The sequence below is a fragment of the Stenotrophomonas sp. PS02297 genome (genome assembly GCF_029959705.1).
GTDB classification, from domain to species: Bacteria; Pseudomonadota; Gammaproteobacteria; order Xanthomonadales; family Xanthomonadaceae; genus Stenotrophomonas; species Stenotrophomonas nitritireducens.
Window position 1 is genome coordinate 1 of the sequence record NZ_JASCOS010000071.1, and the last position, 18,992, is coordinate 18,992.

The following is an 18,992-nucleotide window of genomic DNA, read 5'->3' on the forward strand; positions in this document are numbered from 1 at the left end:
CGCCATGCCGGGGGCGGGCCCGGGGGGGGCCCCGTCCCTCGTGCATCACTGGCGATGCGCGCCGGTCACCGGCGCCGCCTCAGTGCCAGTCCGGGTAATCCTTGTGCAAGGCCTTCTGGAAATCGTGCACTTCAGTCTCGGCGCGGTCCTTGGCCCACCCATAACGCTCCTGCAGGCGGCCGGCGAGGTATTCGGCATTGCCCTCGGCGACCTTGAGATCGTCATCCGTCAGGTCGCCCCACTTGGCCTGCGCCTTGCCCTTGAGCTGGGTCCACTTGCCGGAAATGATGTCTTTGTTCATGCGTGTCTCCTTTCGGGGGAATGGCGGCATTTCCGCCGCGCAACCAGCATGCCGGCGCCGATGTTGGCGCCGCATCGACGATTCGTTTGCAGACCGCGATGTTCTTGAACGGGTGCTTCATCTTCCGGCGACGCAAACGAAAAGGCCGGCGATGCGCCGGCCTTTCCATTCCCGCCAATCGCCAGGCTCAGCGCTTGGCTGCGTCCTCTACCTTTTCGCCGGCCTTCTGCACGTCCTTGCCCGCGCCGGCCACGGTGTTGCAGGCGGACAGCATTGCGATCGAGAACAGCGACAACATCGTCAGGGCTACCAAGCGCTTCATGTCTTTCTCCTGAGTGGCTCGTGGATATCGCGGCCCGGGCGGGCCGCGGTGGGGATCAGCACTTGCCGTCGCGGCAGTCGTGGGCCTTGTCCTCGACCTTCTCGCCGGCCTTCTGCATGTCCTTGCCGGCGCCGGCGACGGTGTTGCAGGCGCTGAGCATTCCCGCCGAAAACATCCCCAGCAGGGCCAGCATCAGTACTCGCTTCATCAGTTTTCTCCTCTGCTCGACTGGCGGCCGCCGGGTGGCGACGCCGCGTGTGGAGAGGAATCTGGCGGCATTCATGTGCAGCGGACGTGAATGCCGCCGGCGCCGGTTCAGTGACGTGGCGCCGCCGTCAATCGCGCATCAGGGTCGATTTGCCGAACAGGCTTTCGACCAGGTCCACCGCCAGCTTGGCGGTGCGGTTGCGGCGATCGAGCAGCGGATTGAGTTCGACGATGTCCAGCGAGCCCATCAGCCCGGTGTCGGCGATCATCTCCATCACCAGCTGCGCCTCGCGGTAGTTCACCCCGCCCGGCACTGTGGTGCCCACGCCCGGGGCGATGCTCGGATCGAGGAAATCCACGTCGAAACTGACGTGCAGGTGGGTGTTGGCGTCGATGCCCTCCAGCGCCGCTTCCATGGTGCGCTTCATGCCGCTTTCGTCGATGTAGCGCATGTCGTACACGTCCACCTGGTGCTGCTTGATCAGGCGCTTCTCGTCCTGGTCCACCGAGCGGATGCCGATCTGCCGCACCTGCTGCGGCGAGATCGCGGGGGCGTCGCCGCCAAGCCGGGTCAACGCATCAGGGCCGAGTCCGCACAGGCAGGCAACCGGCATGCCGTGGATGTTGCCCGAGGGCGTGACTTCGGAAGTGTTGAAATCCGAATGCGCATCCAGCCACAGCACGCGCAGCTGCTTGCCCTGTTCGCGGCACCAGCGCGCCACCGCGGTGATCGAGCCGATGCCCAGGCAATGGTCGCCGCCGAGCATGATCGGCAGGCGGCCATCGCGCAGTTCGGCATGGGTCGCTTCCATCAGCGCGTGGTTCCAAGCCACGACCTCGTCCAGGTGGCGGTAGCCATCCACCGGGTCGGTCCACGGATTGCGCGGCCCCTGCAGGTTGCCCACGTCGCGCACGGCCACGCCGCGCGCAGCCAGCGCCTCGGGCAGGCCGGCGATGCGCAGCGCTTCCGGTCCCAGGCGCGCGCCGCGGTGGCCGGCACCGACGTCGGTGGGCACACCGATCAGCGAAACGGGACGATGAGTGGCCATGCCTTTCTCCGTTGCAAATGAAAATAGTCTAGCGGGCGCAGGTTACAGCCGCCTGCGGCAACGCAGCAGTTCCGGCGCCCTGACAACCGTTGCCGACATGCGCGACGCGGTTGACCCACGTCAAGGACAACCCCGCGGTGCCTGCCTAGGCTGGCGCAATGGTCACTCCGTCTCCCCTGTTCGATTCCGAGCTGCTGCGGCGCTACGACACGCCGGGGCCACGCTATACCTCCTACCCGACCGCCCCCCAGTTCACCCCGGAGTTCCAGGAAGCCGACCTGCGCGAGATGGCGGCGACCAGCAACGGCGACCCGATCCCGCGCCCGCTGTCGCTGTACCTGCATATCCCGTTCTGCACCAGCCCCTGCTTCTACTGCGGCTGCAACCGCATCATCACCCGCGACACCGCGCGCGGCGCCGCCTACCTGACCCGGCTGTACCGTGAGATGGCGATGATGTCCGCGCTGTTCGACCGCGACCGCGAGGTCGAGCAGGTCCACTTCGGCGGCGGCACTCCCAATTTCCTCGCGCCGGCGCAGATCGCCGAGGCCATGGACGTGCTGCGCCGGCACTTCTCCTTCGCCGCGCCGCAACGGCTGGACTGCTCCATCGAACTGGACCCGCGCTTCATCACCCCCGACGAAGTGGGCGAACTGGCCGCGGCCGGCTTCAACCGCGCCAGCCTCGGCGTGCAGGACTTCGACCCGGAGGTGCAGCGCGCGGTCAACCGCATCCAGGGCGTCGAGCAGACGCTGGCGATCATCGAGGCCTGCCGCCGCCATGGCCTGCGCTCGGTCAACGTGGACCTGATCTACGGCCTGCCGCGGCAGAGCCTGGAAGGATTCTCGCGCACACTGGACATCACCCTGCAGGCGCGCCCGGACCGGCTGGCGATCTATGGCTATGCCCACCTGCCGTCGATGTTCCGCCCGCAGCAGCGCATCGACGCCAGCGAACTGCCGAGCCCGGAAGCCAAGCTCGGCCTGCTGCAATGCGCGATCGACAAGCTCGGCCAGGCCGGCTACGTCTACATCGGCATGGACCACTTCGCCCTGCCCGGGGACAGCCTGGCCGTAGCCCAGCGCAACGGCAGCCTGCACCGCAATTTCATGGGCTACACCACGCACGCCGAAAGCGACCTGATCGGCCTGGGCGTGAGCGCCATCAGCCACATCGGCCCCAGCTTCAGCCAGAACCCGCGCGACCTGGGCAGCTGGGAACAGGCCATCGACCGCGGCCACCTGCCGGTGTGGCGCGGCATGCGCCTGGAAGAGGACGACGTGATCCGCGCCGACGTGATCCAGCGCCTGATGTGCCATGGCGCGCTGGACTACCGCGACATCGAGCAGCGCCACGTGATCGAGTTCGCCAGCTACTTCGCCACCGCCCTGCAGCGCCTGCAGGCCCTGCGCGCGGATGGGCTGGTGGAGCTCTCCGCGGACGGCCTGCGGGCTACCTCGCGGGGGCGCCTGCTGTTGCGTATCATCGCCATGTGCTTCGACAACCATCTGCCCACCGCCGATACCGCCGCCGCGACACCGCGCTTCTCGCGCACGGTGTGACCCCGACGGGAGTGCCCGAATGAGTTCGCCGCTGGTCTTCCCGCGCACCGACGCGCGCATCGTCGCCGACGACGGCGACGCCCTGACGTTCTGTTCCACCTGCGCGTTCTCGCAGGCCTGCCTGTCCGAGGGCATGGACAAGGGCGCGCTGGCCGACCTGCACGTCCTGGTCGAACATGTCGGCCCGCTGCGCGCCGGCGAGCACGTGTTCCGCGAGGGCGATCCGTTCGGCGCGATCGCCGCGGTCCGCGCCGGCACGGTCAAGACCTACCAGACCGACCGCAACGGCCACGAGCAGGTGCTGGGCTTCCACCTGCCCGGCGAAGTGATCGGCCTCAACGCGATCCACGGCGACCGCTACCCGTGCAACGCGGTGGCGCTGGACACGGTGATGCTGTGCCGTTTCTCGTTCCCGCGCATCGCCCTGCTGGCCACGCGCCTGCCCAACCTGCAGCAGCACCTGTTCAAGCTGATGAGCCGCGACATCGGCGTGGCCTCGCTGTTCGCGCGCGACAACAGCGCCGACGAGCGCATGGCCGCGTTCCTGATCGGCCTGTCGCGGCGCCTGGCCGCGCGCGGTTTCTCGCCGCGCCGGTTCCAGCTGACGATGGCCCGCACCGATATCGCCAACTACCTGCGGCAGGCGCCGGAGACGGTGAGCCGGGTGCTGCGCCGTTTCGAGCAGGAAGGGCTGCTACACATCAAGCAGCGCGACGTGGAGATCCTCGACCTGCCGCGCCTGGAGGCGATGGCGCTGGCGGTCCTGCGCGACTGAGTCCGCGCGCGGTACGGCTTCCCCATATTCCGAAGCCCCGTGGAGCCCGCCCCGTGCGGGCTCTTTTCATTGCAGCCTTTGCAGTTGCTGCCGTTGCCGTTGCCGTTGCCGTTGCCCGTGATTTTGCTGTTGCTCCTGGTTTTTGACTCACCCCTGCCCCGCTGCGGTGCTCGGCTCGCTCTACGGCCGGGGGAAGTCAACGCCAGGAGCAAAGCAAAAGCCGGGAGACAGCGAGGGCAAAGGGGCAAGAGCGATGGCAACCGCAACGGCGCCGACCGGCTCACCGAGCGGCGAGACCGCAATCGCCCCCACGCTTGACCTGCGTCATGGAGCCCCTCGACCGCCCCGCCGATGATGCGGCCGTTCCCCAGGAGAGCCGCATCATGAATTCGACACGCAAGCTATGGGTAGGGCTGGCGGCCCTGCTCATCGCCTCGTTCGCCGTCCTGCTATGGGTCGGCAGCGAGGTCCACCGCCAGGCCCCCCCTCTGCCCGACAAGGTCGTGACCGAGGACGGCCGGGTCATCTACACCCGCAAGGACATCGAAACCGGCCGCCAGGTCTGGCAGTCGATCGGTGGCCAGCAGCTCGGCTCCATCTGGGGCCACGGCGGCTACGTCGCCCCGGACTGGGGCGCGGACTGGCTGCACCGCGAGGCCGAAGCCGTCCTCGACATCTGGGCCAGGCGCGAGGCCGGCGCAGAGAACCACAAGGCGTTGGATGAAGCCACCCAGGCTGCCTACACCAAGCGCGTGCAGAACCTGATGCGCCCCAACACCTATGACGCGGTCGACGGCACGATCACCGTGGACAACGACCGCGCCGAAGCGATGGCCACGGTCGCCGCGCACTACGAGAGCCTGTTCTCGGCCGACCCGGCCACCGCCGGACTGCGCGAGGCCTACGCCATGCGCAACGACACGGTGCCCGATGCCGAACACCGCCGCGAACTGACCGCCTTCTACTGGTGGGCGGCCTGGGCGTCGGTGACCGAGCGCCCCGGTTCGGACATCACCTATACGGCCAACTGGCCGGCCGACAGCCTGGTGGGAAATACCGCACCGCCGAGCACCTTCATCTGGACGGTGTTCAGCGTGCTGTTCCTGATCGCCGGCGTCGCCCTGCTCGGATGGCACTACGCGGTCAGCCACGGCGATGAAATGGCGCCGGTGCTGCCGAAGACCGACCCGCTGGCCGCCATCAAGATCACCCCGTCGATGCGCGCCACCGCCAAGTATTTCTGGGTGGTGATCGCGCTGTTCCTGACCCAGATCCTGCTCGGCGCCATCACCGCGCACTACCAGGTCGAAGGCCAGCAGGCCTACGGCTTCGCCCTCTCCGACGTGCTGCCCTACTCGCTCACGCGTACCTGGCACACGCAGCTGGCGGTGCTGTGGATCGCCACCGCCTGGCTGGGCATGGGCCTGTACATCGCCCCGGCGATCTCCGGCCACGAACCGAAGTTCCAGCGTCTGGGGGTGAACTTCCTGTGGGTCTGCCTGATCGTGATCGTGGTCGGCGCGTTCGCCGGCCAGTGGTTCGCGGTGATGCAGAAGCTGGGCCTGAAGTACAACTTCTGGTTCGGCCACCAGGGCTGGGAATACGTGGACCTGGGCCGCTTCTGGCAGTGGTTCCTGTTCATCGGCCTGATGCTGTGGCTGACCCTGGTCGGGCGTGCGCTGTGGCCGGCGATCAGGAATGGCGGCGAATCCAAATCGATCGTCAGCCTGCTGTTCCTGTCGGTGGTCGCCATCGGCCTGTTCTATGCCGCCGGCCTGATGTGGGGCGAGCACACGCACCTGTCGATGGTCGAGTACTGGCGCTGGTGGGTCGTGCACCTGTGGGTGGAAGGCTTCTTCGAGGTGTTCGCGGTGGCGGTCATCGCCTTCCTGTTCACCCGCCTGGGCATGCTGCAGGTGAAGTCGGCCACGGTGGCCGTGCTGTTCGCCACCATCGTGTTCATGGCCGGCGGCGTGCTCGGCACCCTGCACCACCTGTACTTCGCCGGCACCCCGACCGCGGTCATCGCGCTGGGCGCCAGCTTCAGCGCGCTGGAAGTGGTGCCGCTGGCCTACGTGGGCTTCGAGGCGTACCACAACTACCGCATGGGCAAGGCGACGCCGTGGATGGCCAAGTACAAGTGGCCGATCCTGTTCTTCATCGCGGTCTCGTTCTGGAACCTGGTCGGCGCCGGCCTGTTCGGCTTCCTGATCAACCCGCCGCTGTCGCTGTACTACATGCAGGGCCTGAACCTGACCCCGACCCACGGCCATACCGCGCTGTTCGGCGTGTACGGCATGCTCGGCATCGGCCTGATGCTGTTCTGCCTGCGCGGCCTCAAGCCGAACGTGGTGTGGAACGAGAAACTGCTCAAGGCCGCCTTCTGGGCGCTGAACCTGGGCCTGGCCGGCATGGCCGCGTTCACCCTGCTGCCGCTGGGCATCCTGCAGCTCAGCGCCGCGCTCAAGCACGGTTACTGGTATGCGCGCTCGGCCGAGTTCATGCAACAGCCGATCGTGGACATGCTGGTGTGGATGCGGGTGCCGTCGGACACGCTGTTCAGCGTCGGCGCGCTGGCGCTGGCCTGGTTCGTGTTCCGCCTGTGGGTGGCGCCGAAGAAGGCGGCGTTGCCGGTGGGCGAGACCGATCAGGCCTGATCGGGCATAGCGCACGATGCAACGAGGAAGAGCCGCAAAAGCGGCTCTTCCTTTTTGGTGGGCAACAACAGCTGCTGTTGCTGTTGCTGTTGCTGTTGCTGTTGCTGTTGCTGTTGCTGTTGCTCCCAGCTTTTTATTCCCATGGCCGTAGAGCGAGCCGAGCACCGCAGCGGGGCAGGGGGCGAAGAGGCGCACGTGTCTGAGCGAAGCGAGTTGTGCGCCGTCCCCCTGGCCCGCGAGGAGCGCAGGGAACCGGCGGGCGCAGCCCGACGGCTCGCGGCCCGGCCCGTGCTTTCTCTTGGTTACTTCTCTTTGCACGAGCAAAGAGAAGTAACTCGCTCCTGCGAAGCAGGAGTGAAAGCCTTGCTTTCAAGCTCCTGCTCTCAGGCTTTGCCTTTGGATTTTCCCATTGGATTTCCCGGCTATCGCCTGGGCACGGTTCTCCCGGCCTCTGCTCTGCCCGGCCTTGGGGAGCCCAAGCAAGGGCGGAAGCAGAATCAAGGGCTTTCGCTCCCCTTCGGGACGCGAGCCACCTTGACCAGCCATTCGGCTGTTGAAAAAGCTCCTCTTTACTCGTGCAAAGAAACGTGGCCCAAAGAAACACGCCCCTGCCTCCGCGCCCTCCGTGCCTGCGGCACTCCGGGTCCACTCCGCCGCTACGGAAGGGGATCCGTAAGTCAAAGCCAAGGAACAACAGCAACGGCAACAACCGCCGGCCGCCGGCCGCCAGCCCACGACCACCCCCAAACCTGACCCACGTCAAGGCACCGCCCGCCGCCCGGTAGCAAGCTGCACCCCATGAAAACCGAAGCCGTGCCCCCTCCCCGCCTCTCGCCCGCCTGGCTCGCCCACGCCCCCCACCGGCTGATGTTCTTCGTCGGTGCCGGCAACGTGCTGCTGGCGATGCTGTGGTGGGCGCTGTGGCTGGCGGCGGCGCGCTGGGGCGGCTGGACGATGCCGGAACTGGCGGTCCCCGCCGGCTGGCTGCACGCCTTCGTGATGCAGTACCTGGTGCTGCCCAGCTTCATCTTCGGCTTCCTGCTGACCGTGTTCCCGCGCTGGATGGGCCTGCCCGAACTGGAGCGCTGGCGCTACGTGCCGGTGGGCCTGGGCCTGATGGGCGGGCAGCTGGCGATCCTGCTGGGCGCGGCCGGATGGCAGGCAGGGCTGACCGTCGGGCTGTGGATGGCGCTGGCCGGCTGGACCTCGGCGCTGTTCACCCTGGGCCGGCTGCTGGCCGACGAGAAAGGCCGCACCTGGCACGCGCGCTCGTGCTTCGCCGGGCTGGTGCTGGGCTGGCTGGGGCTGGCGATGTTCGCCGCCTTCATGCTCGGCGCCTCGCCCAGCTGGGCGTTCGCCAGCATCAAGCTCGGCGGCTTCGGCCTGCTGTTGCCGGTGTACGTGACCGTGGCGCACCGCATGTTCCCGTTCTTCGCCGGCAATGTCGTGCCCGGCTACCAGCCGTGGCGGCCGCTGCCGTGGCTGGGCGCGGTCTGGGCGCTGCTGCTGGTGCACCTGGGGCTGGAGCTGGTGCATGGCTACGCCTGGCTGTGGCTGGCCGACGTGCCGCTGCTGCTGTTGACCGGCTGGGCGGTGTGGCGCTGGTGGCCGCGCGGGCGCATGCCCGGCCTGCTGGCAGTGCTGTTCATCGGCACCGCGTGGCTGCCGGTCACCTTCGCGCTGTACCTGGTGCAGAGCGTCACCTACCTGGCCAGCGGCGAATTCGTGCTGGGCCGCGCGCCGATGCATGCGCTGTTCATCGGCTTCTTCGGCAGCCTGCTGGTGGCGATGGTGACGCGGGTGACGCAGGGCCATTCCGGGCGTGCGCTGGTGATGCCGAAGGTGGCTTGGTTCGCCTTCGGCCTGCTGCAGGCGGTGGCGGTGATGCGCATCGTCGCCGACATCGCGCCCGATGCCCTGGCATGGCAGGCTGCGGCCGCCTTCGGCTGGCTGCTGGCGCTGGCGCCGTGGGTGGCGCGGATCGGCCGGATCTACCTCGCGCCGCGCGCGGACGGGCGGCCGGGATGAGCGCGATGCTGGTCTTCTACCCCGACATCAAGCTGGTCCACATCAGCGCGGCGATGACCAGCGGCTCGCTGTTCGCGCTGCGGGCGCTGGCGCTGCTGGCCGGCATGCGCTGGCCGCGGCTGGGCGCGGTGCGCTACCTGAGCTACACCGTCGATACCGTGCTGCTGACCGCGGCGATGATGCTGCTGACCATCCTGCCGGCCGGGCTGTTCGCCAACGGCTGGCTGTGGGCCAAGATCGCCTTCCTGCTGGCCTATGTCGGGCTGGGCATGGCCGCGTTCCGGCAGGGACGCGGTACGGTCGCGCGCGCGGTGCTGGTGGCGGCGGCGCTGCTGTGTTTCGCGCAGATCTACGGCATCGCGCGGGCGCATCACCCGCTGGGCTGGCTGCTGTGGCTGGGCAGCTAGATCCGCCGCCGCCGCTGCGCCTGGACCTGCGCGGCCTGCCGGCCCCGCAGCCGATGGAGCACATCCTCGCGCGCCTGCACACCCTGCAGCCGGGCCAGGTGCTGGTGGCGCTGACGCCGCTGTATCCCGCGCCGCTGCTGCCGATGCTGGAGCAGCTGGGCTTCGCCTGCGATGCACGTGCCACCGACGACGGCGCCCGCCTGCTGATCTGCCGCGCGGCCGAGCGGCACCTGCTGGATGATCCGCCCGCCCCATGAGCGGGCTGGCCTTCGCCCAGGCGCCGCCGCCGTCGCATCCGCTGCGCTTCCTCGCCACCGCCCTGCTCTGGGGCGTGCTGGCCGGCGCGTGGCTGCTGGCCGGTGGCGGCGCCCTGCTGCTGTCCCTGCATGCGCCGGCCACCATCGCGCTGGCGCACGTCTTCGCCCTGGGCGTGCTCGGCAACGCGATGCTCGGCAGCCTGCTGCAGTTCCTGCCGGTGGCGGCAGGCAGTCCGGTACCGTTGGCGCGCGGCGTCCCGCCGCTGCACATCGCATTCAACCTCGGCGTGGCCCTGCTGCTGCCGGCCATCGCGTGGCATGCGCCGGGCTGCGGCCTGGTCGCCGCGCCGTTGCTGCTCGGCACGTTGATGCTGTCCGCAGGCGCGGTGCTGGTCGCGGTGGCGCGCGGCAACGGTGCGCGGACGGTCCGCTGCGGCATCGGCCTGGCGGCAGCGGCGCTGCTGGCCGCGATAGGGCTGGGCGGCGCGCTGCTGGCGATGCGCCTGGGATGGCTGGCCCCGGCCCTGCCGCTCACCGGCCTGCACGCCGGCTTCGGCCTGCTGGGCTGGGTGCTCGGGCTGCTGGTCGCGGTAGGCAGCGTGGTCATGCCGATGCTGCAGGGCACGCGTCCGCTGCCGCCGGCGTGGCTGTGGGGCTGGCTGCTCCTGCTTGGCGGCGTGCTGCTGGTGGTGCTCGTCGAGGCCGTCGGCATCGCACTGCCGATTCCGCTGGCGCGCACCCTGCCCGCCGTGCCGCTGCTGCTGTTCTCCGCCGCCGTCATCGCCATGCAGCTGCGTGCGCCGCACCGGCGTGGAACCCTGTTGCGGCGCTTCTGGGCGCTGGGCGCGGTGGCGCTCGCCGGCGCGGCGCTGGCGATGCCGCTGCCCGGCAACGGCGTACTCGCCGGCGTGCTGGTGCTGGCGGTGGGCTTTCCCGCACTGATGCTGGGCATGCTGCTGGAGATCGCCGGCTTTCTGGCCTGGATGGAGCTGCGCCGGCGCATGCCCCGCGGCACGCGCGTGCCCGGTGTCGGCAGCCTTTCCGGCGAACCGCACAAGCGCCGCGCGTGGGAGCTGCATGCGCTCGCCGCGCTGGCCCTGGTCGCGGCCTGCCTGTGGCCGGAGCTGGCGCGGGCGGCCGGCGCGCTGGTGCTGCTGGCCTGGCTCCATGCCGCGTCCGCGCTGTGGCGCTGCTGGCGCTCGGCCATGGCCTGGCAGCCGCAGGTGCAGGCGCAGGCGCAGGCGCCCGCTGCATAGCCCGTCCGCGGCGGCCCTTTGACATTAGTCAAGCAGCGCGCTGTTGCCCGGTTTTCGCGCCTTTCCGGCGGCTACGGATTGATCAGGATCAACGCTGCGCCAGGGGGCGGCCGGGAACATGAACCCATCGGCCAAAGGCCATTCACGGGAAAGTGTCATGAAGCGCCTGCAACACCCGCTCGTCGCCTGCGCACTCGCCGGCGCCATCGCCGCCGCCTTCGCCGGCAATGCCTTCGCGGCGAAGAAGCCCGCCGCCGAAGCACCCATGGAAACGATCCAGGCCGTGCTGACCGCGCCGCCGTTCGCACCGCCGCCGATCACGCGCAAGACGCCGGCCCACGTCGTCGTCGACCTGGAAATGGTCGAGAAGAACATGCGCATGGCCGACGGCGTTGACTACAACTTCTGGACCTTCGGCGGCACGGTGCCGGGCAGCTTCATCCGCGTACGCAAGGGCGACACGGTGGAGTTCAAGTTGAAGAACCACCACAGCTCGCACTTCTCGCACAACATCGACTTGCATGCCGTCACCGGCCAGGGCGGTGGCGCCGAGGCCACGTTCACGCTGCCGGGTAAGGAAACGCAGTTCACCTTCAAGGCGCTCAACCCGGGCCTGTACATCTACCACTGCGCGATGGCGCCGGTGGGCATGCACATCGCCAACGGCATGTACGGCCTGATCCTGGTCGAGCCGGAGGAAGGCCTGGAGCCGGTGGACAAGGAGTTCTACGTGGTGCAGGGCGACTTCTACACCGAAGGCGCGCACGGCGAACCGGGCCTGCAGCCCTTCAGCCTGGAGAAGGCCATCGAGGAACACCCGACCTACGTGGTGTTCAACGGTTCGGTCGATTCGCTGCAGGGCGACAAGGCACTCACGGCCAAGGCCGGCGAGAAGATCCGCATCTTCGTCGGCAACGGCGGCCCCAACCTGGTGTCCAGCTTCCACGTCATCGGCGAGATCTTCGACAAGGTCTATACCGAGGGCGGCACGAAGTACCAGGAGAACGTGCAGACCACGCTGGTCCCGGCCGGTGGTTCGGCCATCGTCGAGTTCAAGGCCGACGTGCCCGGCAACTTCGTGCTGGTGGACCACAGCATCTTCCGCACCTTCCACAAGGGCTCGCTGGGCATCCTCAAGGTCGAGGGCGAGAAGAACCCGGAGATCTACACCGGCCAGCAGCACGACATCGACTACAAGGAAGGCGTGCCGCAGGGAAGCCAGTACAAGTAAACGAGGCCAACGCAGATGGAACGCACGCTCCTCCTGTTGCTGCTCCTGGCACCGGCCGCGGCCGGTGCCATGGAGGCCGATGCCGGCTACCGCGACATTCCCGGCGGAGCGTTCCGTTCCTCCGTGCGTTTCGAGGAGACGTCCGCCACGCAGAGCGTGGCGGCTTTCTCGCTGATGGCACGCCCGGTCAGCAACGCGCAGTTCGCCGCGTTCCTGGCGCGCAACCCGCAGTGGCGGCGCGACCGGGTGCCGGCGATCTTCTCCAGTCCCGGTTACCTCGGCCACTGGGCGCGGCCCGATGCGCCCGGCGAAGGCCTCGACCGGCAGGCGCCGGTGACCCACGTCAACTGGTACGCGGCCGACGCCTACTGCCGTGCGGAACAGGCGCGCCTGCCGACCTTCCTCGAATGGGAATACGCAGCCGCGGCCGATGCCACCCGCCGCGACGCGCGCGGCGACCGCGCCTGGCGCCTGCGCCAGGTCAACGACGGCACGCCACGCGCGCCCGACGCCGCCGCCGGCGCGCCCGCCAATGTCCACGGCGTCCACGGCCTGCACGGCGCGTACTGGGAATGGAGCGAGGACTTCGCCTCGCTGCTGGCCGACAGCGACCGCCGCGGCCAGGACGACGGCGACGCACTGCGCTACTGCGGCGCCAGCGCCATGGCCTTCAACGACCCGGGCGACTACGGCGTGGTCAAGCGCTTCGTGCTGCTGTCCGCGCTGCAACCCGGCGCCACCCTGGGCAATCTCGGTTTCCGCTGCGCAAGGAGCCAGCCATGAACAGACCCTTCGCTTTCCTGCTGCTCGGCCTGGCGCTGGGCGTCCCGCCCGCGCTGCATGCCGCCGATGCGCCAACCACGCCGGCGGCGGCCCTGCCCGGCCAGTCGCTGTACCACCTGCAGGTCGCGCTTACCGACCAGCACGGACGATCCGTGCCATGGACGTCGCTGCGCGGCCGCCCGCAGCTGGTGTCGATGTTCTACGGCAACTGCCACCTGATGTGCCCGCTGATCATCGAGAACGCCAAGGCCGTGCAGAAGCAGCTGCCGGCCGATCAGCGCGCGCGCCTGGACGTGGACATGCTCACCCTGGACCCGGCGCGCGACACGCCCGCCGCGCTGGCCGAGATCGCGCAGCGCCATCGCGCGCCGGACGAGTGGCGCTTCCTGCGCCCGGCCGAAGGCGACGTGCGCGCCCTGGCCAACCTGCTGGACGTGCGCTACCGCTTCCGCGAGGACGGCAGCATCAACCACACCAGCGTGCTGGTGCTGCTCGACGCCGAAGGCCGCGTGCGTGCGCGCAGCGAGGTGCAGGGCATGGTTCCGGACCCGGAGCTGGTCGCCGCCATCGAGGCGGTACTGGGCGGGCGCTGAACCCACCTCCATGGCAGTTCGTCCGGCACCGCGACGCGGCGCCGGAACGCCTCATTCCCCCGCGCACTGCGTTTGCCGCTGCGGGCTCCAGCCCGCCGCCAGCCATGCCAGCGATTGTCGGCGCCTGCATTCGTCCAGCGGAAGAAAGGCCTCCTGCGCCGCGACGATCGCCTGTCCGGCATCGCTCAGCAGGAAGGCCGCGAACCGCACCATGACCGGGTCGATGCGGCCCCGGGCATCGCGCGGCAGCAGCAGGTCCACCGTCCGCGCGAGCGGATAGCGCCCGGATGCCACCGATTCGCGGTCCGGCACGACCGGCGCGGCGCCCGGATGTGGCGCGATCGGCAGCGCGCGCGTGCCCGGCAATAGATGTCCCAGCCCGGTGAATGCGATCGCCTGGGGATCGGCCGCCACGCGCTGCACATTGTCCGACTCGTCGCCGCTGTCCGGCGCGGCCCGCCAACCGCGTGCGCTTGCCGGGCGCGCGAAGACATGGCGCCGCAGGAACAACGCACGCGCCGATTCCTCCGCCTGCCACGCACCGCCTCCGGCAAGACGGATCGGCCGTCCGCTCCACGCCTGCACACCCAGTTGCTCCCAGCGCGAGATATCAGCGCCGCCTTCGGCGAACACCGCTTCCAGCTGGGCAAGATCCAGCGATGGCAGCGGGTTGGAGACGTGCACGACCACCGCGACCGGATCGACATGGCCGAACCGGTCCCAGCTGCCGCCGGCGACGGCAAGCCGCAGCGGTTCGCCGCCGCCATGGTGGTGGCCGAAGGTTGCCAGGTCCGCCTCGGCGAGGTCGCGGGTCAGGAAGGCGAAATCCAGGGTGCCGCGCAGGAAGCCGGCCAGCTGCGGATCCAGTCGGCCCTGCGGTGGTCCATAGGGCTGCGGATAGGCGACAGCAGCCTCCCGCTGCGCGGCCGCGAATCCATCGCGCCAGGCCCCGGCCAGTGCGCCGAGCACGACCGGAACACTGCCGCAGCGCAGTTGCCGCGCCGCCTCCGCGGCGGGTGCGCACGCGGCCGCGACACTGCCCGGCAGGAGCGCGGACAGCAGCACCAGCCACATCAGCACAGCACCCGCGCGCTTCATCCGCTACGCGCCGCGCGCATCGGCAGGCGCGGCGCCGGCACGGCGCCTGCTGGTGGGCAGCATCCGCCGCAGCGTGTTGTCCTTCAGCACGTAGTGGTGCACCAGTGCGGCCAACGCATGCGCGCCGATCAGGAAATAGCCGAACGTACCGATGGTCTGGTGCACTTCTTCCAGCGTGCCGGCGAACGGCTTGTCCGGCGCCATCAGCGGCGGCAGGACCAGGCCGAAGAAGGGCACCGGCTTGCCGGCCGCGCTCAGCACCAGCCAGCCCATCAGCGGCTGGACGATCATGAAGGCATACAGCAGCGCATGGACCGACGTGGCCGCCCAGCGCTGCCAGGCCGGCGGCGCCGGGACGATGGCCGGTGCGGGCGTCAGCGTGCGGACGAGCAGTCGCACCCACACCAGCGCGAAGATCAACATTCCGATGGAGAAGTGCAGGCTCTTCATCAGATCGCGCGGCGGTGTGCCCCTGTCGAAGATCACGCGCAGTTCGATGGTGGCATAGGTCAGCACGAACAGCAGCAGCATCAGCCAGTGCAGCACGATCGACCCGCGGTTGTATGTTTCGTTCTTCATGGGTTCCAGCTCCTGTTTTTGGCAACGGTCCGGCAGCGGGCATGACCGGCCCGCCTTGCCGTGGAAGTTTTAGTTGAAGGCGTACTCGAAGCCGACGCGGACGGAGTGTTCGTCGTCGTCGGCGCTGCGCCGCCGGCTGCGGCCGAGCGCGCCGAACACGAGCAGGCGCGGCGAATGCTCCCGGCGGAGGCCGAGGCTGCCGCGCCGGAACGTCTCGGTGGGGACCGGTGCTTCGTGCAGCAGTTCCTGGCCCAGCCACAGCGCCGGCGCGGTTTCGCATTCGACCAGTGCGCCCGCGCTCCAGCCTGCGTCTTCCCCTGGCGTTTTCACCCACGCCAGCTGTGCTGTCGCCAGCATCCGCTCCTGCTGCCGGCTCACCCGCAGCGGCACGGCGATGTCCGTGTCCTCGCCGCCCATCCCGGCCGAGCGGCTGCCCGTGGGCAGCGCGATTTCCGGCTCGACCGCCCAGTCGAGGAAAGCCGGCAGCACATCGGGCAATTCCCATTTCAGCGCCAGCTTCATGTCGTGGCTGCCATGCAGGCGATGCCCGCCGTGGCCGTCGGCAATGCCGTAGCCGGTACCCGGCGCCGCCTCCATGCCGAGGGCGAATCCCCAGCCCACCTCCAGCGCGGAGCTGCTCCAGTGCACACCGTGGCCGGCGCGGGCGCGGATGGACTGCGCCTTCACCTCGAAGCGGCTGCCGGTCCCTGTATCCCCGATCTCATACGCCTTGGCGGCAGCCCGCTCCGCCGCGCACAGGCATCCACGGTGGCGTCCCCATGGCATGCCGGTGCGGAAAACACCTGACACAGTCCTCATGATCACACTGCCTCAACCCCAAGGTTGATCGCGTTATAGGCAGGTGCAGCTGACATTCCGCTGATAGCGGCGCGGCGGCAGGCTCAGGAGGCCTGCGGCCACCCCAGGCGCACTTCCAGGCCGCCCAGCGCCGAGCGGTCCAGCACGATGGTTCCCTGCGTGGCCTCGACCAGATCGCGGACGATGGCCAGCCCCAGGCCGTGGTGCGCATGGCTGGCTTCGTCCAGCCGGCCGCCGCGCATCAACGCCTGCTCGGCGCTGATGTCCAGGCCTTCGCCATCGTCCTCGATGAACAGCACGGTCTCGTCCACCGCCTGCTCCGCACGGATGCGCACGCGACGGCGGGCGAAGCGCACCGCGTTCTCCAGCAGCGCGCCGAGCATTTCCATCAGGTCTTCCGCGGCCACCGGCAGTTCGAGCGCGGGATCGACCTCGTTCTCGAACACCATGCGCGCGCCGCGCTCGGTGCGTTCGATGACGCCGAACACGCGCTCGGCCAGTTCGCCCGGCCGCGAACGCATGGACTGGTGGCGGCCGCGGATGGCGGCCGCGCGCGAGCGCGCCAGTTCGGCCTCCACCGCCGCGGCGACGGCGGCGATGGCCCGGTCCATGCCGTCGGCGGCTTCGGCCGCGCCGGTTTCGCGTGCGCGCCGGTTCTGCGCACCGAGCGCGGCCAGCGGCGTCTTCAGCGAATGCGCCAGATCGGCGGCGCGCTTGCGCGCCCGCGCCAGATCGCTCTCGCGCGCTTCGGCCAACTGGTTGATCGCCGCCACCAGCGGCATGACCTCGCGCGGGTGCTTCTCGCCGAGGCGGGCCGCGGGGCTGCGCCGCATCACTTCCAGCTCCTCGCGCACGCGCCGGAGCGGGCTCAGGCCCAGGTCCACCTGTATCCAGGTCGCCGCGACCAGGGCCAGCCACAGCAGGCCGAGGAACAACGCCATCTCGGTGCGGAATTCGCGGCGCGCGCCGTCCAGTTCGGCCAGGTCCTGCGCCAGTTGCACGTGCACCAGGCGCTGGCCGCCCTCTACGCGGACCGTGCGTTCGACCACCAGCAGGCGCTGCCCGAACGGGCCGTCGATCTTGCGGGTGGTCCACTGCGCGGTACCGACCGGGAGGTTCTGCGGCAGCGACTCGTCCCACAGCGAGCGCGAGCGTTCCTGCTGGCCGTCGCCGGAGAACTGCCAGTAGCGCCCGCTGCCGGGCAGGTCGAAGCGCGGGTCGGCCAGCGTGGCGTCCAGCACCAGTCGGTTGCCAGCATCCACGTGCAGGCCGGCCACGAGCTGCAGCGCCTCGCGGGTCAGTTCGCGCGACAGTCCCTGCTCCAGGTGGCGCGAGAAGATCAGGCCCATCACCAGCACCGCGGCGACCATGGCCAGCAGGATGGCCGTGGCCGCCACGGCCAACAGCCGCAGCCGCAGCGAGCTGGGCTTCATCGCGATGCCCGGATCATCCGCGCCCGCCCAGCAGGTAACCGAAGCCGCGGCGGGTCACGATCAGCTCCGCGCCCAGCTTGCGCCGCAGCCGCAGCACCAGCGCCTCGACCGCATTGGTGTCCCCCGATTCGGCCGCGCCGTACAGGTGGTCGGCCAGCTCGCCGGCCGATACCGCGCGGTCGTCGTGGTGGGCCAGGTAGTCCACCAGCCGGTATTCCAGCGGCGACAGCCGCACCGGCCGCCCGTCCAGCGCCACCGACAGCCGCCGGGTATCGAGCACCAGCCGCCCGCGATCCAGCAGCGGCGAGACCTGGCCGGCCGCGCGACGGACCAGGGCGCGCACGCGCACCACCAGTTCGCCTACCTCGAACGGTTTGGCCAGGTAGTCGTCGGCGCCGCTCTCGATGCCTTCCACCTTCTCGGTCCAGTCGTCGCGCGCGGACAGGATCAGTACCGGGAACCCGCGCCCGGCGCCGCGCCAACGGCGCAGCACCGACAGGCCGTCCAGGCGCGGCAGGCCCAGGTCGAGCACGCAGACGTCGTAGTCCTCGGTGTCGCCCTTGAACCAGGCGTCCTCGCCGTCGCCGGCGGTCTCGACGATGAATCCGGCCGCGCGCAGGGCGATGCCGACATCGGCGCAGACATCCGGATCGTCCTCGACCAGCAGGGCGCGCATCAGTCGTCCTCGATCTTCAGCAGGGCGCCGGTGCGCGCATCGAGCTTGACCTCGCGGATGCGCCCGTCGCGCGCCAGGGTTTTCACCTCGTACTTGGGGCCGGCCTTGTACTCGACCTCGATCACGTCGCCCGGCGCGTGCTGCTGGGCGATGGCCAGGATGCGCACCAGCGGCAGGATCTCGCCGCGGCGCATCGCGTCCAGGGCTTCCTGCTGGGCCTGGCGCTTGGCCGCCTTGCGGGCTTCCTTGGAATCGGGAGGGGCGTCGCCGGCCATCAGCGTCACGGGCGTGGCCAGCACCAGGCAGGACAACAGCATGAAGAAGAAACGGGATCTGTTCATGGGCCGGATTCTCCTGCCGGTTGCTGATATTGGCCTGACGGTAGCGCGGGGGCGCATGTCAGCGTGCGGCGCTTACAACGGGGCTGCCAATAATGGCCGCTTCGATGAAGGATTGCAGATGAAGAACATCCCGACCAGCCTCCTGGCCTCCGCGCTGCTCTCGCTCGCCGCCTGCACGGCCGGCGCCGCGCCCGCGGCCAACCCCGGCCTGCTGGGCATTGCCGAGCTGGAACGGCGCGCCACCGGCGAAGGCCTGACCGTCACCGAGATCGAGGCCAAGGATCGCCTGGCCGAGGTCGAGGGCTACGACGCGCAGTCGCGCAAGGTCAAGCTGGTGATCGACCGCAAGACCGGCGAAGTGCTCGAGCGCAAGGTCAAGCAGCGTCGCCTCTGACGGCAATGCCGCCGCCGCGCGCGGCGGCTCCGTCTTCCGCCTCCCTCCTGCCCGGTCGTGGCTGCCCTCCCCAGGCACTGCGGCCGGGCAGGGTCGTTCCGGGAGGACGATGGCGCAGGAGCGGCTTCAGCCGCGATGGGGCCTTCATGCAGATCGTTCCGCACCGGACCGCGCATCACCCGTCCGCGGAAATTCGATGGGAAGGCCTCATCGCGGCTGAAGCC

At 69.5% G+C, this 18,992-nt stretch carries 22 protein-coding genes; 11 read left to right on the top strand and 11 right to left on the bottom strand.

Features of this window, described 5'->3' with window-relative positions; translation table 11 throughout:
• Nucleotides 1-79: 79 nt before the first annotated feature.
• The 4 genes from QMX80_RS12960 to rocF form a co-directional block, all read right to left on the bottom strand.
• On the bottom strand, nucleotides 80-301 hold the full coding sequence (locus QMX80_RS12960; protein WP_055766676.1) for a CsbD family protein: 222 nt from the start codon (nucleotides 299-301) through the stop codon (nucleotides 80-82).
• A 187-nt stretch (nucleotides 302-488) separates the two neighbouring features.
• On the bottom strand, nucleotides 489-623 hold the full coding sequence (locus tag QMX80_RS12965; RefSeq protein WP_055766680.1) for an entericidin A/B family lipoprotein: 135 nt from the start codon (nucleotides 621-623) through the stop codon (nucleotides 489-491).
• A gap of 55 nt (nucleotides 624-678) precedes the next feature.
• On the bottom strand, nucleotides 679-831 hold the full coding sequence (locus QMX80_RS12970) for an entericidin A/B family lipoprotein (protein WP_055766683.1): 153 nt from the start codon (nucleotides 829-831) through the stop codon (nucleotides 679-681).
• 127 nt (nucleotides 832-958) lie between these two features.
• Entirely contained in the window at nucleotides 959-1,879 is a 921-nt protein-coding gene (gene rocF, locus QMX80_RS12975) for an arginase (protein ID WP_273081152.1), read from the bottom strand.
• A gap of 158 nt (nucleotides 1,880-2,037) precedes the next feature.
• On the opposite strand from rocF, the gene hemN reads away from it, so the two are divergent.
• From hemN to QMX80_RS12990, 3 genes are all read left to right on the top strand, one after another.
• A complete protein-coding gene (gene hemN / locus QMX80_RS12980; RefSeq protein ID WP_055766689.1) occupies nucleotides 2,038-3,441 on the top strand; it encodes an oxygen-independent coproporphyrinogen III oxidase in 1,404 nt (467 codons plus the stop codon).
• Nucleotides 3,442-3,460: 19 nt separating this feature from the next.
• Nucleotides 3,461-4,216 carry a helix-turn-helix domain-containing protein gene (locus QMX80_RS12985; protein WP_273081154.1) on the top strand — a complete coding sequence of 252 codons (756 nt, stop codon included), beginning with the start codon at nucleotides 3,461-3,463 and terminating at the stop codon, nucleotides 4,214-4,216.
• 383 nt (nucleotides 4,217-4,599) lie between these two features.
• On the top strand, nucleotides 4,600-6,873 hold the full coding sequence (locus tag QMX80_RS12990) for a nitric-oxide reductase large subunit (protein WP_273081155.1): 2,274 nt from the start codon (nucleotides 4,600-4,602) through the stop codon (nucleotides 6,871-6,873).
• Here QMX80_RS12990 and QMX80_RS12995 read toward each other — a convergent pair.
• Nucleotides 6,864-7,016, bottom strand: coding sequence for a hypothetical protein (locus QMX80_RS12995; protein WP_282277470.1), 153 nt, complete (start codon nucleotides 7,014-7,016; stop codon nucleotides 6,864-6,866). The genes QMX80_RS12990 and QMX80_RS12995 overlap by 10 nt on opposite strands.
• Before the next feature lie 655 nt (nucleotides 7,017-7,671).
• Here QMX80_RS12995 and QMX80_RS13000 point away from each other — a divergent pair.
• The 7 genes from QMX80_RS13000 (at nucleotide 7,672) to QMX80_RS13030 (ending at nucleotide 13,428) form a co-directional block, all read left to right on the top strand.
• The gene (locus QMX80_RS13000) at nucleotides 7,672-8,901 is read left to right on the top strand and encodes an NnrS family protein (RefSeq protein WP_282277472.1); all 1,230 of its coding nucleotides are present in this window, start codon (nucleotides 7,672-7,674) and stop codon (nucleotides 8,899-8,901) included.
• Complete coding sequence (locus tag QMX80_RS13005) at nucleotides 8,898-9,308, top strand: SirB2 family protein (RefSeq protein WP_337956883.1); 411 nt, start codon at nucleotides 8,898-8,900, stop codon at nucleotides 9,306-9,308. The genes QMX80_RS13000 and QMX80_RS13005 overlap by 4 nt, the downstream gene beginning before the upstream one ends.
• Entirely contained in the window at nucleotides 9,293-9,565 is a 273-nt protein-coding gene (locus tag QMX80_RS13010) for a DUF2249 domain-containing protein (RefSeq protein ID WP_273081158.1), read from the top strand. Before QMX80_RS13005 ends, QMX80_RS13010 begins: the two co-directional genes overlap by 16 nt.
• A complete protein-coding gene (locus tag QMX80_RS13015) occupies nucleotides 9,562-10,821 on the top strand; it encodes a hypothetical protein (RefSeq protein WP_282277473.1) in 1,260 nt (419 codons plus the stop codon). The genes QMX80_RS13010 and QMX80_RS13015 overlap by 4 nt, the downstream gene beginning before the upstream one ends.
• A gap of 157 nt (nucleotides 10,822-10,978) precedes the next feature.
• Nucleotides 10,979-12,052, top strand: coding sequence for a copper-containing nitrite reductase (nirK, locus tag QMX80_RS13020; RefSeq protein ID WP_282277474.1), 1,074 nt, complete (start codon nucleotides 10,979-10,981; stop codon nucleotides 12,050-12,052).
• 15 nt (nucleotides 12,053-12,067) lie between these two features.
• Entirely contained in the window at nucleotides 12,068-12,835 is a 768-nt protein-coding gene (locus tag QMX80_RS13025) for a formylglycine-generating enzyme family protein (RefSeq protein WP_282277475.1), read from the top strand.
• The gene (locus QMX80_RS13030; protein WP_282277476.1) at nucleotides 12,832-13,428 is read left to right on the top strand and encodes an SCO family protein; all 597 of its coding nucleotides are present in this window, start codon (nucleotides 12,832-12,834) and stop codon (nucleotides 13,426-13,428) included. The genes QMX80_RS13025 and QMX80_RS13030 overlap by 4 nt, the downstream gene beginning before the upstream one ends.
• 51 nt (nucleotides 13,429-13,479) lie before the next feature.
• Here the strand turns inward: QMX80_RS13030 and QMX80_RS13035 are convergent, their stop codons facing one another.
• The 6 genes from QMX80_RS13035 to QMX80_RS13060 all read right to left on the bottom strand — a co-directional run bounded on the left by QMX80_RS13035 (nucleotide 13,480) and on the right by QMX80_RS13060 (nucleotide 18,374).
• Nucleotides 13,480-14,502: a substrate-binding domain-containing protein gene (locus QMX80_RS13035; protein ID WP_282277478.1), complete on the bottom strand. Its 1,023-nt coding sequence runs from the start codon at nucleotides 14,500-14,502 to the stop codon at nucleotides 13,480-13,482.
• A 27-nt stretch (nucleotides 14,503-14,529) separates the two neighbouring features.
• Nucleotides 14,530-15,105: a cytochrome b gene (locus QMX80_RS13040; RefSeq protein ID WP_282277479.1), complete on the bottom strand. Its 576-nt coding sequence runs from the start codon at nucleotides 15,103-15,105 to the stop codon at nucleotides 14,530-14,532.
• 69 nt (nucleotides 15,106-15,174) lie between these two features.
• Complete coding sequence (locus QMX80_RS13045) at nucleotides 15,175-15,792, bottom strand: hypothetical protein (RefSeq protein ID WP_282277482.1); 618 nt, start codon at nucleotides 15,790-15,792, stop codon at nucleotides 15,175-15,177.
• A 215-nt stretch (nucleotides 15,793-16,007) separates the two neighbouring features.
• A complete protein-coding gene (locus QMX80_RS13050) occupies nucleotides 16,008-17,357 on the bottom strand; it encodes a sensor histidine kinase (RefSeq protein WP_282277484.1) in 1,350 nt (449 codons plus the stop codon).
• A gap of 13 nt (nucleotides 17,358-17,370) precedes the next feature.
• Nucleotides 17,371-18,033 (bottom strand): response regulator transcription factor, encoded by a 663-nt coding sequence (locus tag QMX80_RS13055; RefSeq protein ID WP_055766726.1) that lies wholly within the window; start codon nucleotides 18,031-18,033, stop codon nucleotides 17,371-17,373.
• Nucleotides 18,033-18,374 (bottom strand): PepSY domain-containing protein, encoded by a 342-nt coding sequence (locus tag QMX80_RS13060; protein ID WP_055766729.1) that lies wholly within the window; start codon nucleotides 18,372-18,374, stop codon nucleotides 18,033-18,035. Before QMX80_RS13060 ends, QMX80_RS13055 begins: the two co-directional genes overlap by 1 nt.
• Between QMX80_RS13060 and QMX80_RS13065 the strand changes: the two genes are divergently transcribed.
• On the top strand, nucleotides 18,349-18,768 hold the full coding sequence (locus QMX80_RS13065; protein WP_282277488.1) for a PepSY domain-containing protein: 420 nt from the start codon (nucleotides 18,349-18,351) through the stop codon (nucleotides 18,766-18,768). The two genes, QMX80_RS13060 and QMX80_RS13065, sit on opposite strands and share 26 nt — an antisense overlap.
• The last annotated feature ends 224 nt before the right edge of the window (nucleotides 18,769-18,992 follow it).